The sequence below is a fragment of the Shewanella sp. ALD9 genome, assembly GCF_002836315.1.
In the GTDB taxonomy this organism is placed as follows: domain Bacteria; phylum Pseudomonadota; class Gammaproteobacteria; order Enterobacterales; family Shewanellaceae; genus Shewanella.
This window is the reverse complement of the sequence record NZ_PJCD01000001.1, coordinates 283550-299952: the sequence shown is the minus strand read 5'-3', so window position 1 is coordinate 299952 and position 16403 is coordinate 283550. Positions and strand designations below refer to the sequence as shown.

Sequence of the window (16403 nt, the reverse complement as noted above, 5' to 3'; positions counted from 1 at the left end):
CTATATAAAACAGTATCTTTAGCCACTAAAGATGCTGTTTTTTGCTTTTAGGCTATTAAAGTCATCGAAAGTTAACTTTTTTCTTATACAATAAGATTTTGTATCCCTCATTCAAGGCGCTTTATGGAACCCGCTATCCTGATTATCACCCTACTTTGCGGAATGCTTGTCAGCCGAGTGGGTTTACCGCCGCTGATTGGTTATCTTGCTGCTGGTTTTGTATTGTTCACCTTAGGCATTGAAGACACTAGCTTACCTATTTTGCAGCAACTTGCTGACTTAGGTGTCACCTTATTGTTGTTTTCTATTGGTCTTAAACTTGACCTTAAAAGCCTGTTTAAAGCCGAAGTTTGGGCGGGTTCAAGCTTACATTTAATTGGTTCGATTCTATTTTTTGTGCCAGTGCTGAAGTTATTGGGCTTTTTAGGCATTGAACAGCTCGACGGATACAGCTTCAATCAACTGATGTTAATTTCCTTTGCATTAAGTTTTTCCAGTACCGTATTTGCGGTAAAAGTGCTTGAAGATAGCGGTGATATGCAGTCGCTCTATGGCCGAGTCGCGATTGGTATCTTGATTATGCAAGACATCTTCGCGGTGATATTTTTAACCATTTCTAAAGGTAACATCCCGTCGGTTTGGGCATTTGCATTGTTATTACTACCGCTTGCAAGACCGCTTATTTATAAAATATTTGATCGGGTCGGCCACGGCGAAATGTTGGTATTGTTTGGCCTTGTTATGGCATTAGTGGTGGGGGCATGGTTATTTGAAGCCGTCGGTTTAAAACCCGATTTAGGCACATTGATTGTGGGTATTTTACTCGCTGGGCATGCTAAATCATCTGAATTAGCCAAATCTATTTATTTCTTTAAAGAGTTATTCTTAGTCGCATTTTTCTTAACTATTGGGTTAAATGGATTGCCGACCTTAGCCGATATTGGTTTAGCGGCGATTTTAGTTGCGCTAATTCCAGTGAAAATTTTGATGTTTGTCTATCTGCTAACTCGCTTTAAGCTGCGGTCGCGAACCTCGCTGCTCGCCTCGTTTAACTTAGGTAACTACAGTGAGTTTGGTTTAATCGTAGCAGCAGTCGCGGCACACAAAGGTTGGTTACCACCAGAATGGTTGATCATTATTGCAGTGGCATTAAGTATTAGTTTTTTATTTGCAGCGCCGTTTAATAATAACGTCAGTAATATTTATCAGCGTTTCCAGTCTAAATTAACCAAACTCGAACGCCACCCATTACACCCAGAAGACAGACAAATCCGTATTGGTAATCCACGCTTTTTGATCTTGGGTATGGGCCGTATTGGTTCTGGGGCATATGATGAATTACGCGCCAAATACACCGGCGAAATTTTAGGGATTGAACACAAACAAGAATTGGTTGATTTTCATCGAAATGAAGGCCGTAATGTTGTGCAAGGTGACGCTAGCGATACTGACTTTTGGGTCAAGCTTGAACGAGCGCCACACTTAGAGTTAGTACTATTGGCAATGCCACATCACGCGGGTAATTTGTTTGCAGTGCAACAACTGCAAAAGCTTAATTACGAGGGGAAAATCAGCGCGATTGTGCAATACGCTGAAGATGCCGAGTCATTAAAAGAATCTGGTGTTAATACTGTGTATAACTTGTATGAAGCTGCAGGTGCCGGTTTTGTAGACCATGTGATTAAAGAGCTACTCGATTCACCGCCAGAACTGGTTCCAAGTTCAGTTGCTGCTAGTAGTGATAAGCCAAATCAATCGGCAATAAATGAAACGACATCTGAGTTGCCATCATAAAACTAATCAACAATTGCAAACGCCTAGATAACTCTCTAGGCGTTTTTGTTTACTACCGCATATTTTCAATTTTGCTTCAGATAAAAAAATCTCAGTTACAGACACGGTTAAGTCATGCTATAACTCAAGTAACAAGTCTTTCCATGTCACCCTTTGTTGGATTTTTTGAAGTATGTCAAACCCTGCTCAACGCGCGACTAAATTATTTGTTCGTACATTTGGCACCAAGCCAGATGATTTATACCAGGCGCCCGGGCGAGTTAACATTATGGGCGAGCATACCGACTATAACGAAGGCCTCGCATTACCCGCCGCAATTAATTTTCATACTGTTATTGCTGTTAAGCATCGCGATGATAATTTATTTCGCGCTGTGACAACGGCGTTTCCTGGGGAAATTAAGCAATGGCACTTTGGTGAAGAAGGCCCCGTTGCTGCAGGCGATGATTGGAGCCACTATCTAAAAGGCGTTACCGCCGCCATGAACCAATCGGGGTTACGAGCCAAAGGCTTAGACTTAGCCATTGTGGGTGACGTGCCGCTGGGAGCAGGTTTATCATCGTCGGCAGCGCTTGAAATCGCTTTTGGTACTGCAATCAGTTATGCCAGCCAGCTAAACTTATCACCTATCGCTATTGCCCAATTGGCTCAGCGTGGCGAAAGCCAATTTATGCTGTTAGATTGCGGCATGATGGACCAAATCATTAGCGCGATGGCAGAGCCTGATCACGCCTTATTGATTGATTGCTTAGAATTAGAAAGCGAATCAGTGCTATTACCTGAAGAACTCAGCTTAATCGTAATCGACTTAAAACAAGACCGTCATGGTTTTACCCAACAATTTGAGCAACGCAAACAAGAGTGTAATCAGATAACCAAGTTACTTGGTCTCGATTCTCTGCGTGATTTATCATTAAGCTTACTCACAGCAGATAAAGACTTACTCAGCGATGTCCAATTTCGTCGAGCGCGCCATATCATCACCGAAAATCAACGTACGAGTAATGCCGCCAGAGCTTTGCAACAAAACAATATTGCTCGTTTTAGTCAGTTAATGGCACAGTCTCAAGCATCTATGCGCGATGACTTTGACATTATCACTGCCGACATTGACACCTTAGTGAGCATGATTGCCACTTTAATCGGTGAGAAAGGCGGCGTGCGTATGAGCGATGGCTGCGTATTGGCGCTGGTTAATCATGACCTCACCGATGAGGTGATTAACCTAGTTGAAAACCAATATTTTAAGCAAACTGGCATCGAAGCAACAATATACTTATGTTCAGCAAGTGGCGGTGCAGGACGCATCGGTTAACAATTTACAGATTAGAGAGGCATAAATGGTACGTTTTAGTGTGCTGGAACCTTGGCAAGATCCCCGTGGTGGTGAGATTGAACGGGTTAGAATTGATAATGGCATCATCGCACTTGAAGTATTAAGTTTAGGCGGCATCATTCGATCATTATGGACTCCAGATCGTAACGGTGAACGCAAAAATATCGTCTTAGGCTGCGACAATGTCGAAGATTATCTAGCTCAACAAGCCTATTTAGGCGCGATAGCAGGACGTTATAGCAATCGAATTGCCAATGGTAAAACCCAATATGATGGCCATCAATATCAACTTAGCGTAAATCAAGCGAGCAATTGTTTGCACGGTGGTGTTGAGGGCTTTAATCGAAAATTGTGGCAACTCGGTACCTTAAGTGATGGGGTTCGCTTAACCTTAATGAGCCCAGACGGCGACATGGGATTTCCGGGCAATTGTACTGTGCAACTCGATTACCGTTTAGTGGGTAATAACTTGTACATTGAAATGCTGGCCAGCACCGATAAAGCCTGTCCCATTAGTTTAACCCAACACAGCTACTTTAATTTAGACGGTAATCGCAGCGACACCAATACACAGCATACCTTACAAGTGGATGCTAAAAAGTACCTCACAATGAATGATGTTGGCGTACCTACCGCAATGCAACCTACCGCAGGTAGCGATTTAGACATGGCAAAAGCCACGCCGATGTCGGTACAAACTGAGCGCCCAGCATTAGCTGCCACCAAGGGTTTTGACCATTGCTATGTGTTAGATAATCCCGGTGCAGATTTACAACGATTTGGTTGTTTAGCCAGCCCGAATAGCGGCCGTAATATGACGGTTTATACTAACCAGCCTGGGGTGCAGGTTTACGGCGCAAACTTTTTGCAGGGCACTGTAGGCAAAAAGCAGCGAGTATTAAGCGATCATCAAGCTGTGTGTATTGAACCGCAAATGCTACCCGACTCGCCGAATCAACCTGACTTGCCCGGCGATGTGTGGGTAACACCTGGCAAGGTTTATCACCACATCACTCGATATCAGTTTGATGCAGAATAATCAGCCAGTAAAATCCAATTTTAATGCCGAAGATATTGGTCAAATTGCTGTTGGGGCTTTTGCCCTGTCAGTGCCGATTGCATTTTCTGAAGAAGCATGGAGATTGTCGGCCAGTTTGCCTGCATTAAATTTGGTATTGGTGGTGGTATTGTCGCTGGCATTTATTACTCTGTTTGCTTATCAGAGTGTGTTTCAGGCAAATATTGTTAAGCGTAGACGAGCATTTTTGTTGCGGGTAATTGCAGCGTATATATTAACGTTATTGGTGGTCAGCATTGTGCTATTGGCATTAGATAAATTGCCATTAATCACCGACCCAATTTTAGCGTTAAAACGGATTATTTTAATCGCGATGCCCGCGTCCATGGGTGCGATTATTGTCGACAGTTTCGACAAAGAATAAACCATATAAGGAATAATAAATTATTCCTTATATGGTCAGTAATCTATAGCAGATATAAGCAGGATAATAACATAGACCACGCAATACACTGAGCCAGAGACTCAATGTTATCTGCAGGTTTAATCGTCTACGCTATCACCCATGTCATCAAAGCTATCATTGTCATCATCTGAATCATCAAATTCTGGAATGTCATCATCGGCGTTAATCGGTTCATCTGGCTCTGGAGCCGGTTTAGCCTTACGCGGTGGCGCTGTATCGGGTACTTTTGATAAATCAATTCGTAACTGATGCTTTGCCATAAACTCACTACGTGCCACCTTCCAAGCATCGCCAAACTCAGCCATAGCGGCTTTTGTTTGTTGCTCGTCTAAGTCGTGTAAGTTAACTTTAACGATGTCTTCTACGTACTCCACAATCGTATTACGGATAGTGTTGTACATGAAAATGCGCCCTGGTGACGCTTCTGGCAATTGATTATCATGAACGACGATAGTGTTACCTTTCGATGTTCTTAATTCACCAAACCAAAGTTGTTTTTTTGCAGTGTTATACATATATGCTAACGCCCTTAATCAACACATATTCTAAAAATGATGCAGGATTATTGAAGATAACATCTTCATACTGCGCCACGATTATCTGTTCTGTATTTGTGTGGGTATTTAAACAGAATATTTCTGAGAATCAATGCCTAAAACGATGAAATTTTCGAGTAATCGCATAAAAATGTTGGTTGTCGTCAATTTTTAACACTTTATCGTCATTTTTCTCACAAAATAAACGCCTCACAAAAGTGATTAACCCGTTTCAGGCCAATCACTTTGTGATCACGACTTTAGCTTAAAAACATCAAGCTTCAAGTTTTTTATCAAAATATATCGCTGATTAAAACCACAATATTAATATGTGTATTGATAAGGGTATTCATTTACTTAACGAGGATCAGCTTGTAGATCTAACACTATCTTGCCTTTGTGTGTGCCCGACTCCATTAGTTCATGTGCCTGCACCACTTGCGAGAATGGGAACACACTATCAATTGGAATGCTCATTTTACCGCTATTTAATAACGGCCATACGAACTCTGCCAAACCTTGAGCAATAAGGGCTTTATTCGCCACGCTTTGTGGTCGTAACGTTGACCCTGTCCAAATCACTCGTTTAGCCATAATACGGAAAATATCCACGTTTGCTTGTGGACCACGTTGCATGGCAACCGACACCATACGTCCGTCGGTAGCAATCGCTTTGAGGTTTTCGTTAATAAAGTCGCCACCTGCAATATCCATAATCACGTTAACGCCTAATCCATTTGTTGCTTCTAAAATCGGCTCAACAAAGTGCTGCTCGTTATAGTTAATCGCTACGCTAGCACCTTGATCAAGACAGTATTGGCATTTCTCTGCACTGCCAGAGGTCGCAAATACCGTTGCGCCTAAACGACTCGCCATTTGAATTGCGGTCGTACCGATACCGCCAGAACCGCCATGAATAAGTACCGTTTCACCCGCGTTAAGTCCACCACGAATAAACAAGTTACCCCACACGGTAAAAAAAGTTTCTGGCAACGCGGCAGCTTGCACAAAACTGTAACCGGTAGGAATGGGTAAACAATGCGCTGCGTAAGTATTCACTAATTCGGCATAACCGCCACCAGGCACTAAGGCACACACTTTATCGCCCACTTTCCATTGGGTAACATCGTCTGCCACGGCAACAATTTCACCAGCCACTTCTAGCCCGATAATCGGGCTGGCATCTGCTGGCGGTGGATAAGCGCCAACGCGCTGTTTAATGTCAGGTCCATTAACTCCAGCGGCATGCACCTTAATCGTCACCTGGCCTTCTGTTGGCATCGCAAGTGTCGATCTAGTCATGGTCATCGCACTGGGTTCGCCAGGCTGCTCAACCACTACATGAGTAAATGTTCTGTTTAAAATTGCCATAAAAATATCACCTTGGTTAATTGTTATTAAAATGTAACTATAATGAATAGCCTGTTACTGGCACCGGTTACCTGTTCACAAAATCGGCATGTTTGTTAGCAAAACATAAAGTAGTATTTTTTTTAATCAAAAAAGATTGCCTATACTCTTTAAACCATTAATATACCCGCCCGTTCAACACATGGAGCAAAATACTTGTTAAAGTACCTGTTCGTTTTACTGTCTATTTTCAGTATTCACGCCCATGCTACACCTATCCGTATCGCATCTGATATTTGGTGTCCTTATATCTGCAACAACCAAACAGGCTACGTTGTAGAACTCACACGTCGCGCTTTTGAAATCCAAGGCCAACCGATTGAATTTCAGATTCTTCCTTATAAACGCGCACTGATTGAACTGCAAAGAAACAACATTGATGCTGTACTGGCATTGACGCCGAACGCCATTGCCGAAAACCAATTGATTAATGCTGATGTGATTGTCGGCTATAACAGCAATGACTTTTATACTCTTGTTGATAGTAATGAAACATTTGAGCAGATTACCGACCTTAATAGCACTCAACAAGCTGCTGTCGTCACTGGCTATGACTATGGTGTTGAGCTCGATGCTTGGTTTGCTGCACATTCTAATACCTACTTTGCCTCGGGTAGAGACCCATTAGCGATGAATATTATTCGGCTGGTAAAAGGACGTCATTCGGTCATCATCGACAACAAAAATGTCATTGAGTACACCGCGAGTCAATTAAACTTAACCAAGCAACTTCGCTACGCTGGCACTATAGGCAAACCGGTGCCTTTATATGTTGGCTTTAATCCACACAATAAAGCTTATGCTGTAACCTTTGCTAACGGCATCGACATGCTAAAAGCCAATGGCGAATATCAGCAGATTATGAGTAAATACAAAATATTACCTGAACTGACTTCTGACGAGGCCCGCCATAAAAACCTGCAAAAATTCCTGCCTATTTTCAATTAATCTCGCTTGCTGTTGTTATGCCATACGGAATTGGCATCAGCAAGGTGCAAAACTTCGTAACACTCTAATCACTGCATAACAGGGTCAATTTAGTTACACTCCGCCTACAAAAAATATAACAAATCATCATTTTGGGATTATTGGCATCAGCTTGCTGACGTCAAAGGAGTATTTATGCGCGTGTATCGTCAGCTGCTGTTACTGGCATTAACCAGTTCAGTTATTATTACCAGTTCGGCTTCTGAAATTGTCCAAAGCAAAGGTCATTTTGTAGACAAGTTTCGTCAACTTGAAGAGAGCCTCCCAACACCAAACGATTACCGCAATGCTGCTGGCGAACCAGGTAAAGACTACTGGCAACAACAAGTTGATTATAAAATCGATGTCACTCTGGATGAAAAAAAGCGTCGCATTCAAGGCGAGCAAGTGATTACTTATCACAACAACTCACCGTATACGCTCAAATATCTATGGTTACAGCTAGAACAAAATCGTTTTAAATCAGATTCGATATCTGAACGCAGCGCCGCATTTAATGGCGTGGATGGTAGTGTTAGTGCTAACAACACTTACGGTGATAATGCCTTTGCCAAAATCAGTTTAGGTGATCTTCGTCGCCAACAATTTTTAGCTGACAATAACTTGGGTTATCAAATAGCGGCTGTTACTGACACTAATAATAAGCCTTTAAAATACACTATTGTCGGCGCCCAAATGCGCGTCGATTTACCCACCCCGTTAAGCCACAATAAATCGACGCAGTTACACATTAATTATGGCTATAACATTTTAGAAGAAGACGCAGTTGGCGCGCGTTCGGGTTACGAGCACTTCCCTGACGACAAGCGTAAAGGCGGTAATGACATCTTCTTATTGGCGCAGTGGTTTCCGCGAGTTGCCAGCTATTCCGACTACGAAGCGTGGCACAATAAAGAGTTTTTAGGCAGCGGCGAGTTTACCCTCGAGTTTGGTAATTACGATGTCAGTATGACCGTACCCAGCGACCACATCGTCACAGCCACTGGCGTATTACAAAACAGCAAAAAGGTGTTATCACCTGAACAAATCAACCGTTTAGATAAAGCTAAAACAGCCAAAAAGCCTGTATTTATTGTCTCAGAAGACGAAGCAATTACTAACGAGTCAAGCACTGCTAAAAGCAATAAAACATGGCATTTTAAAGCTGAAAATGTACGCGACTTTGCTTGGGCATCTTCACGTAAATTTATTTGGGATGCTCAAGGTTACCAACAAAAAGGCAGCCAGAACCCACAAGTGATGGCAATGTCGTTTTATCCTAAAGAAGGTGGAGAACTTTGGCAGCGTTATTCAACTGCATCGGTTATTCACACCCTTGAAGTCTATTCGCGCTTTACCTTCGATTATCCCTACCCTGCGGCCATTAGTGTAAACGGCCCTGTTGGCGGCATGGAATACCCGATGATCAGCTTTAATGGTCCACGCACCATTTGGCACGACGATGAAAGCCGTACTTATACCTTGTCGGAAAAACAATTCTTAATCGGCGTAGTAATCCACGAAGTCGGCCATAACTATTTCCCAATGATTGTGAACTCAGACGAGCGCCAATGGACGTGGATGGACGAAGGCTTAAACAGCTTTTTAGACGGCATAGCCACCCGCGAATGGGACCCTAATTTACCGTGGGGGCGTGAGCCAAGTGACGTTATTGAGTACATGAAGTCTAATGTGCAAGTGCCGGTGATGACGCAGTCAGACAGCGTGTTACAGCTTGGTCCAAACGCCTATATTAAACCTGCTGTGGCACTCAACATTTTACGTGAAGTGGTATTAGGCCGTGAGCTATTCGATTTTGCCTTTCAAGAGTACAGCCGTCGCTGGATGAACAAGCGCCCTACTCCAAGCGACTTTTTCCGCACCATGGAAGAAGCCTCTGGCGTCGACTTAGATTGGTTTTTCCGTGGCTGGTTTTACACCACAGATCATGTTGATATCTCGCTAGATCGCATTTATAAACTGCGCTTAGACAGCAATAATCCTGATATTGATTTTGATCGTCGTCGCCAAGATTATAAAGACAAACCCATGCCTTATTCGGTTGAGCGTAACCAACAAAGTGGCCTAAAAACCTGGGTAGAACTTAATTCAGATAACGTTGATTATCATGACCAATATGATCAATTTAGCGTGACCAATAAAGAGCGCAACAAGTATAACAAAAAACACGCCGAGCTAGACCCGTGGGAGCAACAAACACTCGCACGCGCACTCAAAGAAGATAAAAACTATTATGTGTTTAACTTTGCCAATTTAGGTGGCTTAGTGATGCCAATTTTACTCGAACTCACGTTTGAAAACGGTGATACCGAGTCATTGGTGCTGCCTGCAGAAATTTGGCGCCGTTCACCGTTTGAAGTCAGTAAGCTCATTGTTACCGACAAAGACAAAATCTTAGTGTCTGCCGTGGTTGATCGTCGCGGCGAAACAGCCGATGTCGATATTGAAAACAACTATTACCCAAGACAAATTATTCCCTCACGCATTGAAGCCTTTAAAGAAGAGGAACGTAAGGGCAATAAGTATCGCGACATTATGCATGACAATAAAGAAGCCCTGAAAGAGCCTGAAATAAAAGTGAAGAAGAAATAATGCGTCTATCATTTTATGCAGGATTCATGGCTATCGCGTTAGGTTTGCTGGCGGGCAATGCCACGGCCCACCAGCAAAAAGAAGCTTACACCAGTATTGTATTTAATCAGCGTAGCGGCATGCTAGAAGTCCAGCATCGGTTTTATTTACACGATGCTGAACACGCAGCCCAACAAGTGATCGATAAAAGTACCGATCTGATCGGCGATCCCGTTGGCCGTGAAGCGTTTGCTTATTATGCTATTTCGACGTTTTCGATGCAGGATCAGCAGCAACATCCGTTAACGCTGACCTATGTTGGCACCGAGTTACAGGGCAAGTATTTGTGGGTTTATCAGGAAACGCCGATCACCACTAATATGGATGGTTTTTATCTTAAGATGACCGCCCTGCAAGAGTTGTGGTCAGAGCAAACTAACCACATTAATGTCGAGCGGAATAAACGTGTGACTTCAGCAAGGCTGCACATTGCAGACTCCTGGCATTATATTGAAGTGGCTAAACCAGCCCAATAACTGACAAAACGTTATCGCAGCTAGTTTATCGAAAACACCATACTGGTTTGTCAGCCTTTATGGTGATTTTAAGCTCCAGCCACCACATCGTCTAGCGCACCTGCCAAGGTTGAATACGTCACGCACTGCACGCCGTCAGGCTTAAAGCCTGCTTTGGCTAAGGTTTTAAGTGGCTGAAATTGAAAATCGGCCAACAATACCCGAGTATTATCATGCTTACATTTAGCAATAAACTTATACAGCGCCGAGACACCACCAGAATCTAAAAGCGATACCCCATCAAAATACAACACCACCCCATCTTGGTCGCCACTCAAATGCGCCAACTCGCCAAAGACACTGTCGGCGGCAGCAAAAAATAATGGTCCATTGATTTTAAACACTTTCCAACGCGGCGGTAATTCAACATGAATGTGTTTCTTCTGCTCGCTAATGTCTTGCACCTTGGTCATATCAGCCACTTGTTTCATGAATAATAACGACGCCAAAATGATCCCTGCACTGATCGCAATCACCATGTCAAAGAATATGGTCAGTAATAAACACACCATCAACACCAGTATTTCACTGGCAGGGGCTTTTTTAACCAGATGGACAATCTTAGGCGCTTCGCTCATGTTCCATGCCACCATGATAAGCAGCGCCGACATGCCCGCCATGGGGATATAAGCTAAAACAGTACTGAGCGATAATAAAGACACTAACACCACCACCGCATGGATCATGGCCGCGATTGGGCTTACCGCGCCCGACTTATAGTTAGCTGCCGAACGAGCAATAGCAGCAGTCGCGGTAATACCGCCAAAAAATGGCGCGATAATATTACCGATACCTTGGCCAAGTAATTCGCTATTGGCGCTGTGTTTTTTACCTGACATGCCGTCTAACACCACTGCACACAGTAACGATTCAATGGCGCCTAACATGGCAATCGCAAAGGCGGCAGACAATAGGTCACTGGCTAATTGCCAAGTGAGTACCAATGGCACTTCACCGGATTGCGCGCGAAACCAAGGCCATTCAAAGTCAGGCAGCATAGAGGGAATGCCCGCCCCGATTGAGCCGTCGGCTAAGGTAAAGCTGAACGTAGAACCAATTGTCGCCACATGAAAACCGAGTTGATTTAGTACCAGCGCCACAATGCTCGCAACAACCACGGCAGGAAGATGTGCGGGTACCGCCAACTTGAGTTTAGGCCACAGAATAAACACTACTAAGGTGCTTAATCCCACCAGCAATGTTGGCCCAGAAAACCCTGGTATTTCTTGAACCAAGGTAGCCACCTTACCGACAAAACTTTCTGGCATTTCGCTAATGCTTAAACCAAAAAAATCCTTCACTTGTAATACTGCGATAACAACAGCAATACCACCGGTAAAACCCAACGTGACCGACTCGGGAATATATTGAATAAAACGGCCTAAGCGAAACAACGCCATGATAATCAACATTAGTCCGGATAACAGGCTGGCAAGCAATAACCCTGACAAACCATATTGATGCACTATGGGATAAAGGATCACCACAAACGCGGCGGTAGGGCCAGACACGCTGTAACGCGAGCCACCGGTGAGCGGAATAACAAACCCAGCAATAATGGCAGTATATAACCCATATTGCGGCGCGACCCCAATGGCAATTGCAAGTGCCATTGCCAGTGGAATGGCAATAATGCCAACGGTTAAGCCGGCTAATAAATCTTTAGCGAATGCATTGGCATTGTAGGGAGCGTCTTTTAAAGACTCTCGGAGTGCATGCCCGATACGAAGAGAAAATAAATGTGTGCGGTATTTCATTGCGGCGATCCCATAACCTAGTACGGCGTCAAGATACCCCTCATTATAGGCCGATTACCTTACAGTACAATCGAATTAAGTTAACACCTGATGATAATATAATTATCATCACATTATAATGCACGGTTTATCTAAATCCGTTAATCAAACTACAGATTGCATCGGCGCATCTTGAGTATTTGATGCAGCCAATAACGGCTCAATCAAACGCTGACTCGTATCCGCCTCAGCTTGACTGGCTCGGTCGGCGTAATTGACATTATCGACAGCGCTACAGCCCAACAGGCTTATGACCATCAGTGCCAGCATCGCCTTTCGTAAGGTCGGTTTTACCATCATCAACTGCATCTCCAAACGTGTGTATTACACCATATTGGAACAAGCATACTGATGGACGGGTTAAGGAGAGGTTAAGGTGGGAATAAACTTTCATTGAAATACGAGTTTGGAACATTGACCACTTTTTAGTGATAGTGGCATGGTCATTCAACCGAACCGATCACATTAGCAAAACTCAGCAAAGATCAATTAGCGATTCGCGATTGAATACACGAGAAGGTCACAAAACGGCTTTGGCTCTTAATATCGGGCATTGTTTTGCGCTAATGCCCTTTAAGCCGCCTACTTAATGCACTTTGGCTGATACCCAGTATTTGCGCTGCTGCAGTTTGGTTATTAGCGGTACGGCTCATGGCTTCGTCCATTAACGCTTGGTTCATCTGTGCAATGGTGGGCAGTTGTTTGGGAAAGATAATTCGGTCTTGCGGCGTTGCAGTCAATGACTTGTGTTCATTAATGGCTTCCATAAAAGCAGAGGTGTTAAGCGCTATGCCATCACTGCGGCTTACAGCATCAAAGACCATTCCTTTAAGTTCATGTAGATTACCGGGAAAGTTGTAACTGGCGAGTTTTGACGCTAAGTCGCTTGGTTGAATCGGCACAGGCAGATTCATTTCTGCTGCGGCTAGGGCGATAAAATGATTGATCAACATAGCAATATCTAACTGCCTTTCAGCTAACAGCGGTAATTTAATTTTATGTGCCCGTAAACGGTAGAGTAGATCGCTCCTAAACTTACCTGCTTGATGAAGCTTGAGTAAATCATCTTGAGTTGATACCACAAACTTACATTTTACCGGATAGGCTGTGTCGCTACCTAAAGGGTAATATTGTTTGCTTTCTAACAGCGCTAATAACTTAATTTGGGCATCCAGTGGTAGCGTGCCAATGTCGTTAAGATAGAGTACCCCACGGCCCACTTGATGCAATAAACCTGCAACTGCTTCTAGCTCGCCATTATTGTGATGATACAGTTGACCACACATTTTTTGCTCAAATGACTCACAACTAATACCCGCAAGATTAATGCTAACGAAGGGTTCATTAGGGCTATAAAGTGCATGGCAAGATTGAGCAAACTCGCTTTTACCAGTTCCGCTGGCGCCATAAATTAACAAGGGTTCAGGGCTACATGATACGGCTTCAAGATAGCGAAATTGATCTAATAGCTGTGGCTCGCAAGTTAACATGTTATTGAATGCTTGCGGGTTATCTAAGGTTCGGCTTAAAAATTTCTCTTTGATATAAAGGTAGTTTCTTTCAAGCCCGACCACTTCAAGTGCACGGCGAACTGTTCGTGCAAGTTCATCGACATTGTCTGTTTTAATAAAGTAGTCATAAGCGCCATTTTTAATACAACGAACTGCTGTATCAACCTCATTTACCCCTGTCACTATAATGACTCGAGTGTTAGGGAAATCACTGCGGATCATCGCTAATAACTCTTCACCGGAGTGAAATGGCATGGTGAGATCGACTAGCACTAGCGCATAGTCGCCAACCTGTAAGCGACTACTCACCTGGCGACTGTCGACACAAGTGTCAATTTCAGCTTCGGGAACTAGACGGTTCAGAGTTATCGCGAGTGTGCGTAACCATGCAGCTTCGTCGTCGATTAACAGAATATTTCTGGCTAGTTTCATGGGCTAATCCTGTTGTGCTAATACAAAAATAAGTCGAATTTGCGTGCCTTTGCCTAAGGTAGACTGAATCTGCATTTCGCCTTGATGTTCTTTAATTATTTTACTGCACACCGATAACCCTAAGCCGCTACCACCTTCGTTGCGCCTAGTGGTAAAAAAGGGTTCGGTAATACGCTTTAATGTGGCACTGCCCATCCCGCAGCCATTATCTTGGATACTCAAGATGGCCATATTGTTTGCAACATGTGTGTCTATCACTATTATCCCGGGCTGAGTTGAGCAAGCATTACACGCATTTTGAATGAGGTTAATTAACACCTGATGTAACTGTTGAGCATCGCCTGTAATGCTAGGGCTAGGGTCACATAACAGGGTGCTGATCTGATGAGATTTTGTTTGATTCGCGGTGAGGCGCTGGGCCACTTGAACCACATCATTTAAGCTCACTCGGGTATATTGATCGGCAATATGCGGCATGGCGTAACGTTTTAGGTCATTAACAATTCGACTGATACGTTTAGCACCCTCTTCTATAGAGCCACAACTATACTGTAACTCTTCAATAGCAATGTCTGGATTTAGCCCTGCAATTAACCAGAAAGGATTTTGTTTCTGATAATGCTTAGCGGCAGGCGTTAAGTCTTTCATGGCCGCGGTAAATAGTGATACAGCATGCACAATAAGGCCGGTTGGATTATTGATTTCATGGGCAATTCCCGCAGACAACTCTCCCAATGAAGCTAAACGACTGGCTTCTTCATTAGCTTGGCGTAATCGATGCTGCTCGGTTGATTCTTCAAGTAGAATCACCACCTGATTGTTGGCAATGGGATGAATTTGTAATTGCCAAAATTGCTGCTGATACCGCATGTCGGCAGTAAGCGATTTTTGGGTCGATAACACCTCCAATACTGCGGCTTTAAGCTTAAAAACATCGTTGTCGACATAGTAAAATCCATCTGAATCTAACAGGTGAATATTGTTATCGTTACTCCATAAATGCTGGAGTTCCTGGTTTACTATGGTCACGCCATTAGGAAGCCCATCGAGAACAGATTGGAACTGTTGCGACAATTCAGATATTTCAACTTCAATCCGCTTTCGTTGAATTAATTCGGCATCGAGCGCTTTAGTATGACGGCGTAAACTAGCGCTTATAAATCCGGTGAAAATCATCCCAATAGCAGACATAATCGCCACTAAAATTGCGAGGGCAAACATGCGCTTTTCGGAAGAGGTTAAATCAACTTTTTCACGCCCGGTGCCAAACCATTTATTAACCAGTTTGTCGTATTCGCCCGATAATTTTAACTGCCTAAGCGCCTCGTTAATTTGGTACATCAGTTCGGTTTTTGTCTCATTCGCGACAAAATTAAACGCACCATAAATTAACGCATCACTGGAACTTCGCACCGATGGATATAGCGGAAGTAAACGCCGCGCAACAAAGCTCTCAGCAATAACCACGTCGACTTGGTTTTTTATCAGTAATTGAAAACCGGTTTCATACAAATCAACATCCACGCGGTCAAAATTTTGCAGATGGTCAGATAGAAACACATCAACAAAGGCACCATTTTTAATGGCAACCCGCTTACCAACAAGATCTGCCCAATTGTTTATTAACGCCTTACCTTGCAAAGTATAAGCTTTAGCATGGGTTGCATATATAGGATCAGATTGAGCTAACTTGCGATCCATGTTCACCGGGCTAACCACAGTAATCACATCGATATCGCTGTCAGGATCATGAACATCTTTTACCAATTGCTGAAAACTCTTTCGACGTACAATAATGCGCTTATTGGTCAGCTGGCCAATTCTATCCATCAACTCAATATTAAAGCCTTGATCAACGCCGTTATTCCGCCATTCTAATGGCGCTGTTTTTGAGTGTACGCCAAAGACAATGCTGTCTTGCGCGAGCACCGGCATAGTGATGATGATAAGTAATAGCAATAGAGTTTTCAT

General features: G+C 43.5%; 13 protein-coding genes. 7 read left to right on the top strand and 6 right to left on the bottom strand.

Translation table 11 applies throughout. The features are described from left to right. The first annotated feature begins 123 nt into the window (after positions 1-123). The 4 genes from CXF88_RS01425 (at position 124) to CXF88_RS01410 (ending at position 4572) form a co-directional block, all read left to right on the top strand. On the top strand, positions 124-1794 hold the full coding sequence (locus CXF88_RS01425) for a cation:proton antiporter family protein (protein WP_101085008.1): 1671 nt from the start codon (positions 124-126) through the stop codon (positions 1792-1794). Between the two features lie 172 nt (positions 1795-1966). Next, complete coding sequence (galK, locus tag CXF88_RS01420; protein ID WP_101085007.1) at positions 1967-3109, top strand: galactokinase; 1143 nt, start codon at positions 1967-1969, stop codon at positions 3107-3109. 25 nt (positions 3110-3134) lie between these two features. Beyond that, on the top strand, positions 3135-4169 hold the full coding sequence (locus CXF88_RS01415) for an aldose epimerase family protein (RefSeq protein ID WP_101085006.1): 1035 nt from the start codon (positions 3135-3137) through the stop codon (positions 4167-4169). Beyond that, positions 4159-4572, top strand: coding sequence for a DUF2391 family protein (locus CXF88_RS01410; protein WP_101085005.1), 414 nt, complete (start codon positions 4159-4161; stop codon positions 4570-4572). The genes CXF88_RS01415 and CXF88_RS01410 overlap by 11 nt, the downstream gene beginning before the upstream one ends. A 119-nt stretch (positions 4573-4691) precedes the next feature. Here CXF88_RS01410 and CXF88_RS01405 read toward each other — a convergent pair whose 3' ends face one another. Together CXF88_RS01405 and CXF88_RS01400 are read right to left on the bottom strand one after the other, a co-directional pair. Then, positions 4692-5129: a hypothetical protein gene (locus tag CXF88_RS01405; RefSeq protein WP_101085004.1), complete on the bottom strand. Its 438-nt coding sequence runs from the start codon at positions 5127-5129 to the stop codon at positions 4692-4694. A gap of 378 nt (positions 5130-5507) precedes the next feature. Beyond that, positions 5508-6521 carry an NAD(P)H-quinone oxidoreductase gene (locus tag CXF88_RS01400; RefSeq protein ID WP_101085003.1) on the bottom strand — a complete coding sequence of 338 codons (1014 nt, stop codon included), beginning with the start codon at positions 6519-6521 and terminating at the stop codon, positions 5508-5510. A gap of 195 nt (positions 6522-6716) precedes the next feature. Here CXF88_RS01400 and CXF88_RS01395 point away from each other — a divergent pair, with 195 nt between their 5' ends. From CXF88_RS01395 to CXF88_RS01385, 3 genes are all read left to right on the top strand, one after another. Beyond that, positions 6717-7508: a transporter substrate-binding domain-containing protein gene (locus CXF88_RS01395; protein ID WP_157822757.1), complete on the top strand. Its 792-nt coding sequence runs from the start codon at positions 6717-6719 to the stop codon at positions 7506-7508. Positions 7509-7682: 174 nt separating this feature from the next. Then, positions 7683-10139, top strand: a complete 2457-nt coding sequence (locus CXF88_RS01390; protein WP_197708398.1) for a M1 family metallopeptidase — start codon at positions 7683-7685, stop codon at positions 10137-10139. After that, on the top strand, positions 10139-10654 hold the full coding sequence (locus CXF88_RS01385) for a DUF6702 family protein (RefSeq protein ID WP_101085001.1): 516 nt from the start codon (positions 10139-10141) through the stop codon (positions 10652-10654). The genes CXF88_RS01390 and CXF88_RS01385 overlap by 1 nt, the downstream gene beginning before the upstream one ends. 68 nt (positions 10655-10722) lie before the next feature. On the opposite strand, the gene dauA is transcribed toward CXF88_RS01385, so the two are convergent. The 4 genes from dauA to CXF88_RS01365 all read right to left on the bottom strand — a co-directional run bounded on the left by dauA (position 10723) and on the right by CXF88_RS01365 (position 16403). Next, entirely contained in the window at positions 10723-12450 is a 1728-nt protein-coding gene (gene dauA / locus CXF88_RS01380) for a C4-dicarboxylic acid transporter DauA (protein ID WP_101085000.1), read from the bottom strand. A gap of 144 nt (positions 12451-12594) precedes the next feature. Further along, entirely contained in the window at positions 12595-12789 is a 195-nt protein-coding gene (locus CXF88_RS01375) for a hypothetical protein (RefSeq protein WP_101084999.1), read from the bottom strand. Between the two features lie 263 nt (positions 12790-13052). Further along, complete coding sequence (locus CXF88_RS01370; protein ID WP_101084998.1) at positions 13053-14432, bottom strand: sigma 54-interacting transcriptional regulator; 1380 nt, start codon at positions 14430-14432, stop codon at positions 13053-13055. 3 nt (positions 14433-14435) lie between these two features. Beyond that, positions 14436-16403 (bottom strand): transporter substrate-binding domain-containing protein, encoded by a 1968-nt coding sequence (locus CXF88_RS01365; RefSeq protein WP_101084997.1) that lies wholly within the window; start codon positions 16401-16403, stop codon positions 14436-14438.